This is a genomic window from Rhodococcus sp. O3 (assembly GCF_048897285.1).
In the GTDB taxonomy this organism is placed as follows: domain Bacteria; phylum Actinomycetota; class Actinomycetes; order Mycobacteriales; family Mycobacteriaceae; genus Rhodococcus.
This window is the reverse complement of sequence record NZ_JBMBTE010000001.1, coordinates 1-14,495: the sequence shown is the minus strand read 5'-3', so window position 1 is coordinate 14,495 and position 14,495 is coordinate 1. Positions and strand designations below refer to the sequence as shown.

Genomic DNA, 14,495 nt, shown 5'->3' with positions numbered 1-14,495 from the left:
TGACCCAGCATGACTGAGCAGGCCATCCGCAAGATCCTCGGCGAGCACGGGCGGCTGTCGGTCGATTCGACCACCGTCGAACCGTCCGCGGATCTGTACGAACTGGGTCTCACCTCGCATGCGAGCGTCAACGTGATGCTCGCGCTCGAGGACGCGTTCGACGTCGAATTCCCCGACGAATTGCTGCGCAAGAGCACGTTCGCGAGCGTCGAGGCCATCCACGCGGCCCTCACCGAACTGGGTGTGTGATGAGCCTCCTCGATGAGCGCAACGCCGAAATCGGTGGGCCCCCGCCCCTTCGCGAGCGTGCCGAGAGCGTCGGTCGTGACATCGCGGCACAGTGGGCCGACGAGGTGGATCGCGACGCCAGGTTCCCCCACGAAGCCCTCGCGGCACTGCGCGCCCACAAGCTGCTGTCGTGCGGTGTGCCGCCGGAACACGGCGGTGCCGGCGCCTCGCTCGGCGAACTGTGCGAGATCACCCGGATACTGGGCCGCTACTGCGCGTCCACCGCCATGGTCTTCGCGATGCACCAGACCCAGATCGTCTCGCTCGTCCACCACGCCGACAGCGCCGCGTTGGCCGACTTCGTCCGCGACGTGGCCGCCCGCGAGCTTCTCCTCGCGTCGGCGACCACCGAACTCGGAACCGGCGGCGACGTCCGCAGCAGCCTGTGTGCGGCCCGGGCCGACGGGGACACCGTGACCCTGCGCAAGAACACACCCGTCGTCTCGTACGGGGAGTACGCCGACGCGATCCTCGTGACCGCACGACGGACCGAGGACAGCCCCGCGAGTGATCAGGTGCTCGTCGTGTGCCGCCGCGAGGACGTGACGCTCGAGCGCACCGGGGACTGGAACACCCTGGGAATGCGCGGCACGTGCAGCCCAGGCTTCGTGCTGGAGGCCCGAAGCAGCGCCGACATGATCGTCCCCGCGTCCTACGCCGACATCTCGTCCCGCACGATGCTGCCCGTGTCCCACTGCGTGTGGTCCGCGGTGTGGCTCGGCATCGCCGACGCCGCAATGGACAAGGCCCGCAGCTTCGTTCGGGCCGCGGGACGCAGGCAACCCGGTGTGACGCCACCCGGCGCCCTGCGCCTGGCGGAAGCCGCCGGCGTGCACCAGCAGTTCTCCGATCTCGTCTTCGCGTCCGCGGCCCGGTTCGACGCCGCGATCGTCGAGCCCGAGAACCCGAGCGGTCTCGGATTCTCGCTGGCCATGAACAACCTGAAGGTGACCGCGTCGACACTCGTCGTCGAACTCGTCACCAAGGCCCTGCTCATCTGCGGCATCGACGGATACCGCGAGGACGGCCGCTACTCCCTGGGCCGTCACATGCGTGACGCGCTCGGCGCCGCGCTGATGGTGAACAACGATCGCATCATGGCCAATTCGGCCCAGATGTCACTTGCCTACCGAGGAACGATATGAGCACCGCATCGATCGACGACCGCACCGAACTGGATCGGGCGCGCCGGGACTTCCAGCAGCAACTGATCGCCGCCGGCCTGCTCGTCGAAACCGGGGTTCCCGGGTTGTACGGGCGCTCCGGTGTTTTCGAGGACATCGTCGACGGCATCGACCGGGTCGTGGTCGCAGCCGGACCCGGCCGGGCCGCGACTCGGTTGCGTTTCCCGCCGGTGTTCCCGCGCACCAGCTTCGAACGCACCGACTACATCGCGTCGTTCCCGCACCTGACCGGTGCGATCAACACCTTCGCCGGGAGCAACGCCGAGCATGCCGAACTGCTCGCGGCGCGGGCGCGCGGCGAGGCGTGGGATCCGTGGCTCGAACCGGCCGACACCGTCCTCGTCTCCGCCGCCTGCCATCCCGCCTATGCGCGGTACAGCGGAACCCTGCGAGACGGTGGCGAACTCCTCGACGTGTACGGCTACTGTTTCCGCCACGAACCGGCCGTCGACCCGGCGCGCATGCAGGCCTTCCGGATGCACGAGTTCGTGCGCATCGGCACCGCGGACGATGCTGCCCGGCACCGTGATTCGTGGATCGGGCGAGGACTCGAGGTGCTCGCGGACCTGGGCCTCGCCGCGACGGCGGAGGTCGCGAACGACCCGTTCTTCGGGCGTGCCGGGCGGATGCTCGCCGCGAACCAGCGGCACGAGAACCTCAAGACCGAACTGACGGTGCGGCTCTACGGCGACCTCGGGGACGGTACGGCCGTCGTGTCCTGCAACTGCCACCAGGACCACTTCGGCGACACCTTCGGTATCACCACGGCCGACGGGGAAGTCGCGCACAGTGCGTGTGTCGGATTCGGGATGGAACGCATCGCGCTCGCGCTGCTGCGCACCCACGGTTTCGACCCGGAGCGCTGGCCGGCCGCGGTGAAGGACAGGATGTTTCCGTGACGGTCCGGCTCCTCGGGGTCTCGGCCGACGACTACGTCCCGCACCCGATCCACGCAGGCAACCGAATCTGGACCGAGACGAACTGCTACGCCGACCTGTGGATCGAGATCCTGCATTCGCTGGGTCTCGACCCGGTTCCGGTGGCGGTGTGCGCGTTCGGCGCCCGATTCGACGGTGCGCAGTGGACATTCCTCAAGTTCAAGCCCGAGGATCTGTTCGCGCTGTACGGCATCGAGGTCGACGAGATGAACGTGTGGCGGCGGCCGATCGAGCACATCGAGGACAACGCGGCCGCGGGCATGCTCTCCACCGTCGAGGTCGACTCGTTCTGGCTGCCCGACACCGCTGGCACCGGATACCGTGAAGCGCACGGCAAGACGACGATCGTTCCGGTCCTCGTCGACCGCGACCGCGAAGAACTGCAGTACTTCCACAACAGCGGCTGCCATCGCCTCACCGGTGCCGACTTCCGCGGTGTCTTCGGCCTCGACGAGCCGGAGCCCCCGGCGTGGCCGCCCTATGTCGAACAGATCCGGTTCCGTCCGGGGACGACACTGAACGTCGACGCATTCGACACGGCACTGCGCCGGCACCTGCGTGCCCGGCCCCGGGGGAACCCGGTGCGCTTCCTCGCGTCCCGTGTTGTCGCGGACGTCGAATGGCTCGGCGCCGCAGGGGTGGACGGCTTCCATCGGTGGTCGTTCGGGGTGCTGCGCCAGTGCGGTGCGACCGCCGAACTCGCCGCCGACGTGTGCGGCTACATGCAGAACGCCGGATACCCGGACGCGGGCGGTGCGATCGACGATTTCCGTGCGGTCGCCGAAGGCGCCAAGGCAGTGCAGTTCCGGATGGCCCGCGCGGCCCGGGGTCGTGCCGTCGACCCCACCGAACAACTCGACGCGATGGCCGACGCGTGGCAGCGGGCGATGACCGTCGTCGCGGCGGCCGCGGGGCAGGCCGTTCCGAGCCGGGTGTCCGGGCCGGCCTGATGGATCTGTTCGACGGAGCCGTCTGGCATTGTGTCGCAACTTCTCCGGGGGCCGTTCTCTCCCCGGATCAGTTGCCGGACGAGGTCGGATCCCGGTTGGTGGCCGAGGTACCCGGTACCACGGCAGGAGCGATCCGCGCCGCGCGCGGTGCGACGGCCGCCCGCGAGGCGCGCACGGACGCGTCCGATTGGTGGTTCGTCACGCAGGTGCAGCGGTCCGGCACCGGGCCGTGGCGACTGGAGCTGGACGGTCTCGCCACCCTGGCCGAGGTGTGGGTCGGAGACGAGCGGGTCGCGGTATCGGAGTCGATGTTCGTTCCGCTGGTGGTCGAGCTCGACTGTCTTCCCGAGAATGTCCTCGTAGCACTGCGATTCGCCTCCCTCGATGCGGCCCTCGCGAAGAGAAGCCCGCGCGGACGGTGGCGGTCGTCGATGATCCGGGCACAGGGGTTGCGGTGGATCCGCACCACCATGCTCGGTCGCGCCCCGGTGTTCTCGGGAGTGCCGGCGCCCGTCGGGCCGTGGCGTCGGGTCGCGCTGGTGGATGCGAGTGCGCCGCGCCTCGTCGACCGCCGGGTACGCGCGACGGTCGACGGCGACAGCGGTGTCGTGGAGCTGGACGTGACGTTGTCCGGTGTCGCAGTGGGTGATTCGGTGACGGTACGGGTCGGTTCCGCGGTGGCCTCGGCGACGGTCGAGGGCGGCCGGGTCCGCGCCCGCGTCGAGGTGCCCGACGTGCGGCGCTGGTGGCCGCACACCCACGGTGAACCGGCGCTGTACCCGGTCTCGCTGGAGGTGGGGGGCGGCCGCCTGGATGCCGGTGTGGTCGGATTCCGCGACCTCGCCGTGGACCGCTCCGACGGCGGATTCCGGTTGAGCATCAACGGAGTCGGCGTGTTCTGCCGCGGTCTCGTGTGGACGCCCGCGGACCCCGTCGCGCTGACCTCGCCGGAGGAAACCCGGCGCATGCTCGAGCGGTGCGTCGACGCGGGTGTCAACCTCATCCGCATTCCGGGCACGATGGTCTACGAGGACGACGCCTTCTGGTCGGCGTGCGCCGAATCGGGAATCCTGGTGTGGCAGGACGTGATGCTCGCGACGACCGACCCGCCCGAAACCGACGAGTTCCGAGCACTTCTCGTCGACGAGGTACGCGGTGTATTGCAGGCCGTGTCCGGCAACCCCGCGCTCGCCGTCGTGTGCGGGGGCAGCGAGACCGAACAGCAACCCACGATGCTCGGTCTCGGGCGTCCGCCCATGGCCGCGCTCGACGAGTGGCTGCCCGCGGTCGTCGCGGAAGAGGCGCCGGGCGCGGTGTGGGTGTCGTCGTCGCCGTCGGCCCCGCCCGGGTCGCGGGCGCTGCCCACCCACGTCGGGTCGGGGATCGCGCACTACTTCGGTGTCGGCGGGTACCGGCGTCCGCTGACCGACGTGCGTTCTGCGGGTGCGCGATTCGCCGCCGAATGCCTCGCGTTCTCGATCCCGCCGGGCAACGATGCGATCGAGGCGGATTTCGGGACGGTCGCGGTCGCGGGGCACCATCCGCGGTGGAAGGCGGCCGTGCCACGCGACCACGGTGCGTCCTGGGACTTCGAGGACGTGCGAGATCACTACGTGCGCACGGTCTTCGAACAGGATCCGGCGAGCGTGCGATGGTCGGTCCCGGAGCGGTACCTGGATCTCGGGCGGGCCGCGGTGTGCGAGGCGTTCGCCGCGACCCTGGCGTTCTGGCGTCGCCCCGATTCGCGATGCGACGGCGCGCTGATCCTTGCGGCGCGCGACCTCGAGCCGGGCGCAGGCTGGGGCGTGCTCGAGCATTCCGGTGTGCCGAAGGCCCCGTGGTTCGTGCTGCGGCGCATCTGGGCGCCGATCGCGGTGCTCGTCGGCGACGACGGGCTCGACGGTCTGCGCATCGACGCGTTCAACGACACCGGGGTTGCGGTCGAGGCGCGACTGGAGGTGCTGGTGCACGCCCGCAGCGGTGTCGTCGCGCACGAGGAGACGTTGCCGGTGGAACTCGCCGCGCACAGTGCGTGCACGTGGTCGTTCGACGAACTGCTCGGCCGCTTCACCGACGTCACCCACGCGTACCGGTTCGGAGCACAGACCTACGAATCCGTCACGGCGCGGCTCGTCGCGGCCGACGGCAGGGTGCTGTCCGAGGACGTGTACCTGGTCGGGGGAGCGGTGCGCCCGTACGAACGCAGCGTCGGATTGTCCGCCACCGCAATCGAATCGGGGTCCGGTGAGTGGTCGCTGGAGGTCGCGACCGACGGTGCCGCCCAGTACGTGTCGCTCGACCTGCGCGGATTCGAACCGGCCGACTCGTGGTTCCATCTGCCGCCCGGCGGCCGCCGCACCGTCGCACTGCGGCGGACCGGCGAGGCTCGGACGGTCGCGGGGCGCGTGCGCGCGCTCAATTCGGCCGCAACCGTCGCTGTGTCCACCGGGTGAGGGGAACCGGCGCACAGGTGTCGCGTCGGGCGGGCAGACTGAGGGGCATGAGCGATTCCACGAACGTCCAGAGCACCCGGATCGTCCTTGCCTCCCGCCCGGTCGGCGCACCCACCCCGGAGAACTTCCGCACCGAGACCGTCGACGTTCCCGAACCCGGGGACGGTCAGATCCTGGTACGGGTGGTGTACCTGTCGCTGGACCCTTACATGCGGGGCCGGATGAGCGACGCGAAGTCCTATGCGCCTCCCGTGGAACTCGGTGACGTGATGGTGGGGGCGACGGTCGCGCAGGTCGTCACGTCGCGTCACCCGGACATCGCCGAGGGTGATTACGTGCTGGCGGGAACGGGCTGGCAGACGCACGCCGTCGTCGACGGGCGGGCCGTACGGAAGCTCGATCCGGAGGCGGCGCCGCTGTCGACGGCGCTCGGTGTGCTCGGCATGCCCGGCTTCACCGCCTACTCCGGCCTGTTGAAGATCGGGCAGCCGAAGGAGGGCGAGACCGTCGTGGTCGCGGCGGCGAGTGGTCCCGTCGGGTCCGCGGTCGGGCAGATCGCGAAGATCAAGGGCTCCCGCGCGGTCGGGATCGCCGGCGGCCCCGAGAAGTGCCGGCATCTGCTCGACGACCTCGGGTTCGACGCGGCCGTCGACCACCGTGCCCCCGATTTCGTGGAGCGGTTGCGTGAGGCGGTGCCGGACGGCATCGACGTCTACTTCGAGAACGTCGGCGGACCGGTCCAGGCGGCGGTGATCCCGCTGCTGAACCTGTACGCGCGGATGCCGGTGTGCGGTCTGGTAGCGCAGTACAACACCCTCCCGACCGAGGGCCGGGACCGGCTGCCGGCGTTCTTCTCGACGGTGTTGATCAAGAGCCTGACCGTCCGCGGATTCATCCAGTCCGAGTTCGTCCGCGAGATGCACGACGACTTCCTGCGCGATGCCTCCGAATGGGTCCGCAGCGGCAGGTTGCGGTACCGGGAGGACATCGTCGACGGTCTCGACGCCGCGCCGGAGGCGTTCATCGGGCTGCTCGAGGGGAAGAACTTCGGCAAGCTCGTCGTGAAGGTCGCTCCGGAGTCCTGACCGGATGACGGGAACCGTCACCCGGTCAGGGCCGAACGACGGTTCCCGCCACTGTTTGGCGATGTGCTGCGTTCAGGCGATGCGCTCGAACACCGCGGCCAGACCCTGGCCGCCGCCGATGCACATGGTCTCGAGACCGTAGCGACCCTCGCGGCGGTCGAGTTCGCGCAGCAGGGTGGCGAGGATGCGGCCACCGGTCGCACCGACCGGGTGCCCCAGCGAGATGCCCGAGCCGTTGGGGTTCAGCCGCGGATCGTCCGGCTCGAGACCCCAGGTGCGGGTGACGGCGAGCGTCTGGGCCGCGAACGCCTCGTTGAGTTCGATGACGTCGAGGTCGGACAGGGTCAGGCCGAGGCGCTTCATGACCTGCTCGGTCGCAGGGACCGGGCCGATGCCCATGGTGCGCGGCGGCACTCCGGCGACCGCCCAGCCGGCGAGGCGGGCCAGCGGTCGCAGGCCGAGCTGCGCGGCCTTCTCCGGGGTGGTGACGATGGCGAGAGCAGCGCCGTCGTTCTGGCCGCTGGCATTGCCGGCGGTGACGGTGGAGTCGGGGTCGATCCGGCCACGGATGGGGCGGAGTTTCGCGAGCGATTCCAAGCTGGTGTCGGCGCGCGGGTGCTCGTCCGTATCGACCACCACCGCATCGCCCTTGCGCTGCGGCACCGCGACCGGGACGATTTCCTCCGCGAACACGCCACTGCGCTGGGCGGCGACAGCACGCTGGTGGGACTGCACCGCGAGTGCGTCCTGATCCTCGCGGGAGATGGAGAATTCGGCGCGCAGGTTCTCGGCGGTCTCGATCATGCCGCCGGGGACGGGGAAGTCGCGGCCTCCGGCGGTGACGCGGGCGCGGGCGAGGCGGTCGTTCAGTGCGACGGCTTCACCCTTGACGCCCCAGCGCATTCCGGTGGCGTAGAACTCGGCCTGGCTCATCGATTCGGCGCCACCGGCGAGGACGAGGTCGCTGCCGCCGGTCTGGACCTGCATAGCGGCCTGGATGATCGCTTGGAGGCCGGAGCCGCATCGACGGTCGACCTGGAGACCCGGAACGTCGACGCCGAGCCCCGCGTTGAGTGCCGCGACGCGGCCGATCGCGGGGGCCTCACCACCCGGGGATGCCTGACCGAGGATCACATCGTCGACATCGGAGCCGGAAATTCCGGTGCGCGTGATGATTTCGCGGATGACGGTGGCTGCGAGGTCCTCCGGAGCGATGTCCTTCAGTGCGCCGCCGAAGCGGCCGACCGGGGTGCGGAGTGGTTCGCAGATCACTGCGTCGAGCATGTTCTTCCTCGGTTCCGTTGATTTCTAATGGGTTTGGGTACGTGCGAGGTCGGTGGAGATCGCAGCGGCGGTCGCGACGACCGCGGGGACCAGTTCGCCGCGAACCGTGTCGAGCGTGTAGCGGGCGGCGTGGGTGGAGATGTTCACGGCGGCGACCACCGTGCCGGAGGCGTCCCGGATCGGTGCGGCCAGCGACCGCAGCCCTTCCTCGAGTTCCTGGTCGACGATGCAGAAGCCGTCGCGGCGGATGGTGTCGAGTTCGGCGCGCAGCTGGTCCGGGGTCACCACGGTTCGCCCGGTCAGCGGCCGCAGGTCGGCGCGGTCGAGATAGGCGTCGAGGTCCTCGGGGGACAGGCCCGCGAGCAGCACGCGACCCATCGACGTCGCGTGCGCCGGAAAGCGGGTGCCGAGCGTGATGGACACGGTCATGATCCGGCTGACCGGCACCCGCGCGACGTACACGATGTCGTCGCCGTCGAGTACCGACACCGACGTCGATTCGTGCACCGAAGCGGCAAGGGCTTCGAGGTGCGGCCGCGCGACGTCGGGCAGCGTCAGGCTGGACAGGTAGCTGTAGCCGAGCTCGAGCACCCGAGGTGTCAGCCAGAACAGCGACCCGTCCGTCCGGACGTAGCCGAGTTCGGCGAGGGTCAGCAGGAAGCGGCGGGCGGTCGCGCGGGTCAGGCCGGTGGCCTTGGCGACGTCGCTGAGGGTGCGTCGCGGGTGCGTCGCGTCGAACGCCTTGACGACGGCCAGCCCGCGCGCCAGCGACTGCACGAAGTCGGGTGAGGCGGCGGGAGTGTCGTCGGGCGACCGGTTCTGCTGCGGCGCGGCGGCGGTGTCGATTTCGCTCATGGTCCGGAAATCCCCCTCGGTGTCGGTGTGCCCGAATACTTCCACGTGTCCGGGTGCGTTATCGGCGACCGTCGGCGCCACGAGCGATGTGGGCGAGCACCAGTTCCGTGATCCGTTCGGCCTGTTCGACGTTCGCGAGATGCGCGCCCGGGTCGACGACGTGGAAGGTGGCGTCCGCGATGCCGTCGGCGAGGACCCGCATGGTGGCGGGCGGTGTCGCGGGGTCCTGCTCCCCGGCGACGACCAGGGTGGGTGCGGTGATGCGCGCGAGGTCGGCGCGGCCGTCCCAGCCCGCGAGTGCTTCGCAGCACGCGGCGTAGCCCTCGTCGGTCGTCGACTTCACCATGTCGACGTGCCGGGCGACGAGTGCCGGATCGCGGTCGCGCAGACCGGGCGTGAACCAGCGGTCGACGATCGATTCGGCGATGGAGGCCAGGCCCTCGGTGCGCACGGTCGCGGCCCGCTCGTGCCACGGTCCGGGCGGGGCGAACGCGGCGGACGTGCACAGCAGCGTGAGGGTGCGCACGCGCTCCGGGTGATGCGCGGCGAGCCACTGCCCGACGGCCCCGCCCAGGGACAGCCCGACGAAGTGCACGGAGTCCAGGCCGAGGTCGTCGAGCAGCGCCAGGATGTCGCCGCCGAGGTCGTCGAGGGTGTAGGGGCCTTGGGGCGCAGGGGATTTCCCGTGCCCACGGTGGTCGACGGCGACGACGTGCGCGACGGTCGACAGGGCCTCGATCTGGGGTGCCCACATGGACAGGTCGGATCCGAGCGAGCCGAGGAGCACCACGGGTGCGGCGGCCGGGTCGCCGTGCCGTTCGTGATTGAGCGTGACGGTCATGCCTTCAGCATAGCCCTTGTTCGCGATACGTACGAGGGTTCACATTGCGTACGAGACGCGCTATCCTCGGGTCATGGACAAAGTCGTTGCCACCGCCGCCGAGGCCGTAGCCGACATCCCGGACGGCGCCACGATCGCTGTCGGCGGATTCGGCCTGGTCGGCGTCCCCGAAATCCTCATCGATGCCCTCCTCGAGCAGGGCGCCACCGACCTCGAGACGGTCAGCAACAACTGCGGAACCGACGGTTTCGGTCTCGGGGTACTGCTGGAGAAGGGCCGCATCCGCCGCACCATCTCCTCGTACGTCGGTTCCAACAAGGAGTTCGCGCGCCAGTACCTCGCCGGTGAACTCGAGGTCGAACTGACCCCGCAGGGCACCCTCGCCGAGCGCATGCGCGCCGGCGGCGCGGGCATCCCCGCATTCTTCACCCCGGCAGGTGTCGGCACCCAGGTCGAAGAGGGCGGACTGCCCCTGCGCTACGACGGCAACGGCGGCATCGCGGTCGCGTCCCCGCCGAAGGAGACCCGCGAGTTCGACGGCGTCACCTACGTGATGGAACGCGGCATCGTCGCCGACTACGCCCTCGTGCACGCGTGGAAGGGCGACCGCCACGGCAACCTCGTCTACCGGCAGAGCGCCCGCAACTTCAACCCGCCGGCTGCGACCTCGGGCCGCATCACCATCGCCCAGGTCGAATACCTCGTCGAACCCGGCGAACTGGATCCCAACGAGATCCACACCCCCGGCATCCACGTGCAGCGCGTCGTGCCGGTCGGACCGGTCACCGTCGGCATCGAGAACAGGACGGTCCGCTCATGACCCAGGCAGCCACCAGGAAACTGACCCGCGAGGAGATGGCCGCGCGCGTCGCACAGGAACTGTCCGACGGGCAGTACGTCAACCTCGGCATCGGTATGCCCACGCTGGTCCCCAACTACCTGGACCCGGGCATCGAGGTCGTCCTGCACTCGGAGAACGGTGTGCTCGGTGTCGGCCCGTACCCGTACGAGGACGAGATCGACCCCGAACTCATCAACGCCGGCAAGGAACTCATCACCGTCGTGCCCGGCGCATCGTTCTTCGACTCGTCGCAGTCCTTCGGGATGATCCGCGGCGGACAGATCGACGTCGCCGTGCTCGGTGCGATGCAGGTCAGCGCGAAGGGTGACATCGCGAACTGGATGATCCCCGGCGCCATGGTCAAGGGCATGGGCGGCGCGATGGACCTCGTGCACGGCGCGCGGCGCGTGATCGTGATGATGGAACACGTCACGAAGAAGGGTGAGCCGAAGATCTTCGAGGAATGCACGCTGCCGCTCACCGGCAAGCGCTGCGTCCAGCGGATCATCACCGACATGGCCGTCATCGACGTCACCGACGAGGGCCTGAAGCTCGTCGAGACGGCCCCCGGTGTGAGTGTGGAGGAGGTCGTCGCCGCGACCGCCGCGACGTTGATCGTCTGACGCTCGACCGCGTCGTCCGCCGGCCTGCAGGGGGGTCGGCGGACGACGCGTTTCTACGGCCTTCGGCATCCGCTCCCTCGAGCTTCCCGGCCAGTAGGAGGATTCCTCCCGCGGACCGCCGGCTGCGCCTACCGTGATCCACCTCAGCGAACGGTCATGAGGAGGCAGCGTGGTGGACTGGGCGGAAGAATGCGACGTGCTCGTCGTCGGGTCGGGAGCAGGTGGGTGCTGCGGCGCGTACACCGCCGCCCGTGAGGGCCTGTCGGTGATCCTCGTCGAAGCATCGGAGCAGTTCGGCGGGACCACCTCCTATTCCGGTGGCGGTGGCATGTGGTTCCCGACGAACGCGGTGCTGCGTCGCGCCGGTGACGAGGACACGATCGAGGACGCCCTCACCTACTTCCACGCGGTGGTCGGCGACCGCACGCCCCGCAAACTGCAGGATGCGTTCGTCACCGGGGGTGCCTCGCTCATCGACTATCTCGAAATCGATGCGGACCTGGAATTCCAGGTCCTGCCGTGGCCCGACTACTTCGGCAAGGCACCCAAGGCCAGTGCGACCGGCCGGCACATCATTCCGTCGCCGTTGTCCGCGAAGGGGATCGAGGATCTCAACGAGTCCATCCGCGGTCCCCTCGGCCGCGAACGCAACGGCGAACCCCTGCCCGGTCACCTCATCGGCGGCCGCGCACTGGTCGGCCGATTCCTGGTGGCGCTGAAGAAGTTCCCCGACGTCAGCACGCATCTGAACACGCCGCTGGTCGATCTCGTGGTCGAGGACGGCGCCGTCGTCGGTGGCATCGTCGAACACGACGGCGAGCGTCGCGCGATCCGTGCCCGTCGCGGTGTCGTGCTCGCGGCCGGCGGGTTCGAGCAGAACGACGCCATGCGCGCCGAGTACGGCGTGCCCGGTGAGGCGCGGGATTCCATGGGGCCGTGGTCGAATCTCGGCAAGGCACACCAAGCGGGCATCGCCGCCGGCGCCGACGTCGATCTCATGGGCGAGGCCTGGTGGTCGCCGGGCATGACCCACCCGGACGGGCGCTCGGCGTTCGCGCTGTGGTTCACGGGCGGCATCTTCGTCAACCAGGACGGCCAGCGTTTCGTCAACGAGTCGGCTCCTTACGACCGTCTCGGCCGCGACGTCATCGCGCAGATGGACGCCGGTTCGCTGACGCTGCCGTTCTGGATGATCTACGACGACAAGGACGGCGGTGTTCCGCCCGTCCAGGCGACGAACGTGCCGATGGTCGAACCCGAGAAGTACGTCGCGGCCGGTCTGTGGAGGACGGGGGAGACCCTCGAGGAACTCGCCGAACAGATCGGGGTCCCCGCCGACGCGCTGGTCGCGACCGTGGCCCGCTACAACGAGATCGCCGCCAAGGGTGTCGACGAGGACTTCGGCCGCGGCGACGAACCGTACGACCGGGCGTTCTCCGGCGGGCAGTCCCCGATGGTCCCGATCGAGCAGGGCCCGTTCCACGCGGCGGCGTTCGGGATCTCCGATCTGGGCACCAAGGGCGGGTTGCGCACCGATACGTCGGCGCGGGTCCTGACCCCCGCGGGCGATCCGATCCCCGGCCTGTACGCGGCGGGTAACACGATGGCCGCGGTCAGCGGCACGGTGTACCCGGGCGGCGGCAACCCCATCGGCGCGAGCATGCTGTTCGCGCACGTGGCGGTGCGGGACATGGCGAAGCGCTAGGCGGCTTCGCCGCCCGTGTGCCTTTGTGGCGGTTGGGGGCGCCAGAAGGGCACACGGGCGCGTCAGCGCACTACTCCGGCGGTTCGGCTTCGGCGCGGTCGGTGTCGTCCGGTTGGTCCGTGTCACCTGATTGGTCCGTGTCACCTGATTGGTCCGTGTCACCCGGTTGATCGATGTCACCCGGCTCGACGACCAGGTCGTAACGATGACCGTATGTTTCGACGAGGGCCTGCAGCACCGCCACGACCGGGACGGACACCAGTGCACCCATCGCGCCGAACAACGACGCTCCGACGATCACGGAACCGAACGCGACCGCCGGGTGGATCGACACGGTCTTCGACGTGATGCGCGGGTGCAGCAGGTAGTTCTCGACCTGCTGATAGCCGGTTCCGAACAGCACCACCCACAGTCCGTCGATGGGCTGGTTGGCGGCGGCGATGATCGCGGGCAGGGCGATCGCCAGATACGTGCCCAGGGTCGGGACGAACTGCGACACGATGCCCGTCCACAGTGCGAGCGGCAGCCAGTAGGGCACACCGATGATCATCAGGAAGATGCCGGTGCCGATGGCACTGATGGCTCCCAGGATCAACCGGGAGACGACGTAACCGCCGGCCTTCTCGACGGAGGTTTCCCACACCGTCGCGATGATCTTCTGCTGCCGGGCGGGGAACCAGCTCGAGATGGTGCGCCGCAGGGCGGGACCCTCCGCCGACATGTAGAACACGAACAGCAGCATCGTCAGGGCCTGGAACACCACGCTCACCACCGAGGACACCACGCCGAGCACGCCGGGGGTGAACCGCTGCACGAGATCCCTGATGGTCTCCGGGGTCAGTTTGATCAGTTCGTCGCCGGTCGAGAAATTCGTGTCGAACGTGCGGTTGGACCACTCGGTGACCGTGGTGATCGCATCGGGCAGCGCTTCGAGCAACTGACCGAGCTGCTCGGCGAGCAGCGTCCCGAACAGCGCGACGAACCCGATCAGGAACGCCAGCAGGCCGAACAGCACCAGACCGGTCGCGGCGCCGCGGCGCATCCCCAACCGCTCCAGCCAATCGACGACCGGCTCGAGGGTGATGCTCAGCAGCCACGCCAGGAACAGCAGACCGAGGAAGCCGCGCAGGTTGAAGAACAGCCAGCCGGAGAGTTGGTAGGCGGCGACGGCGAGCAGGACGTAGAAGACGGCGGGCCGCAGCCAACGAGGTGTGGTGCGCTGCCGGGGTGGGTCGCTCGGGTGGTCCTCGCTCATCGCACCCTCCCGGTTGTCTGCCTGACGGGTCTAGGCGGAATCTACTCCGGGAAAAACAAAACCGGCCCGGACTCGTGAGTTCGAGCCGGTGGCGCGAACACTTCGTGGCGTCGTCCGGATTCGCATCCGCGTGGTCTCCAGTCATCCGCCGGTGCAATCGTCACAGCGGGTGACTGACGGCCAAGCGGATCCG

Annotated in this window: 12 protein-coding genes and 1 pseudogene; 9 read left to right on the top strand and 4 right to left on the bottom strand. The window is 69.3% G+C overall.

Annotated elements, in window-relative coordinates; genetic code table 11:
* Positions 1–9: 9 nt before the first annotated feature.
* The 6 genes from ACN675_RS00065 to ACN675_RS00040 all read left to right on the top strand — a co-directional run bounded on the left by ACN675_RS00065 (position 10) and on the right by ACN675_RS00040 (position 6,898).
* The gene (locus ACN675_RS00065) at positions 10–249 is read left to right on the top strand and encodes an acyl carrier protein (RefSeq protein ID WP_420748957.1); all 240 of its coding nucleotides are present in this window, start codon (positions 10–12) and stop codon (positions 247–249) included.
* Complete coding sequence (locus ACN675_RS00060) at positions 249–1,433, top strand: acyl-CoA dehydrogenase family protein (RefSeq protein WP_420748956.1); 1,185 nt, start codon at positions 249–251, stop codon at positions 1,431–1,433. The genes ACN675_RS00065 and ACN675_RS00060 overlap by 1 nt, the downstream gene beginning before the upstream one ends.
* A complete protein-coding gene (locus tag ACN675_RS00055; protein WP_420748955.1) occupies positions 1,430–2,371 on the top strand; it encodes an amino acid--[acyl-carrier-protein] ligase in 942 nt (313 codons plus the stop codon). Before ACN675_RS00060 ends, ACN675_RS00055 begins: the two co-directional genes overlap by 4 nt.
* Positions 2,368–3,360: a DUF1839 family protein gene (locus ACN675_RS00050; RefSeq protein ID WP_420748954.1), complete on the top strand. Its 993-nt coding sequence runs from the start codon at positions 2,368–2,370 to the stop codon at positions 3,358–3,360. Before ACN675_RS00055 ends, ACN675_RS00050 begins: the two co-directional genes overlap by 4 nt.
* A 98-nt stretch (positions 3,361–3,458) precedes the next feature.
* Complete coding sequence (locus ACN675_RS00045; protein WP_420748953.1) at positions 3,459–5,813, top strand: glycosyl hydrolase; 2,355 nt, start codon at positions 3,459–3,461, stop codon at positions 5,811–5,813.
* Between the two features lie 47 nt (positions 5,814–5,860).
* Entirely contained in the window at positions 5,861–6,898 is a 1,038-nt protein-coding gene (locus ACN675_RS00040) for an NADP-dependent oxidoreductase (RefSeq protein WP_420748952.1), read from the top strand.
* 72 nt (positions 6,899–6,970) lie between these two features.
* On the opposite strand, the gene ACN675_RS00035 is transcribed toward ACN675_RS00040, so the two are convergent.
* From ACN675_RS00035 to pcaD, 3 genes and pseudogenes are all read right to left on the bottom strand, one after another.
* A complete protein-coding gene (locus tag ACN675_RS00035; protein WP_420748951.1) occupies positions 6,971–8,182 on the bottom strand; it encodes an acetyl-CoA C-acetyltransferase in 1,212 nt (403 codons plus the stop codon).
* Between the two features lie 24 nt (positions 8,183–8,206).
* Positions 8,207–9,037 (bottom strand): IclR family transcriptional regulator, encoded by an 831-nt coding sequence (locus ACN675_RS00030; RefSeq protein ID WP_420748950.1) that lies wholly within the window; start codon positions 9,035–9,037, stop codon positions 8,207–8,209.
* 79 nt (positions 9,038–9,116) lie between these two features.
* Positions 9,117–9,878, bottom strand: a pseudogene (gene pcaD / locus ACN675_RS00025) (3-oxoadipate enol-lactonase); the annotation flags it as partial.
* A gap of 73 nt (positions 9,879–9,951) precedes the next feature.
* On the opposite strand from pcaD, the gene ACN675_RS00020 reads away from it, so the two are divergent.
* The 3 genes from ACN675_RS00020 to ACN675_RS00010 all read left to right on the top strand — a co-directional run bounded on the left by ACN675_RS00020 (position 9,952) and on the right by ACN675_RS00010 (position 13,047).
* On the top strand, positions 9,952–10,698 hold the full coding sequence (locus tag ACN675_RS00020; protein WP_420748949.1) for a CoA transferase subunit A: 747 nt from the start codon (positions 9,952–9,954) through the stop codon (positions 10,696–10,698).
* Positions 10,695–11,342 (top strand): CoA transferase subunit B, encoded by a 648-nt coding sequence (locus tag ACN675_RS00015; RefSeq protein ID WP_420748948.1) that lies wholly within the window; start codon positions 10,695–10,697, stop codon positions 11,340–11,342. Before ACN675_RS00020 ends, ACN675_RS00015 begins: the two co-directional genes overlap by 4 nt.
* Before the next feature lie 169 nt (positions 11,343–11,511).
* On the top strand, positions 11,512–13,047 hold the full coding sequence (locus ACN675_RS00010; RefSeq protein WP_420748947.1) for an FAD-binding protein: 1,536 nt from the start codon (positions 11,512–11,514) through the stop codon (positions 13,045–13,047).
* 70 nt (positions 13,048–13,117) lie between these two features.
* Here the strand turns inward: ACN675_RS00010 and ACN675_RS00005 are convergent, their stop codons facing one another.
* The gene (locus ACN675_RS00005) at positions 13,118–14,302 is read right to left on the bottom strand and encodes an AI-2E family transporter (protein ID WP_420748946.1); all 1,185 of its coding nucleotides are present in this window, start codon (positions 14,300–14,302) and stop codon (positions 13,118–13,120) included.
* Between the last annotated feature and the right edge of the window lie 193 nt (positions 14,303–14,495).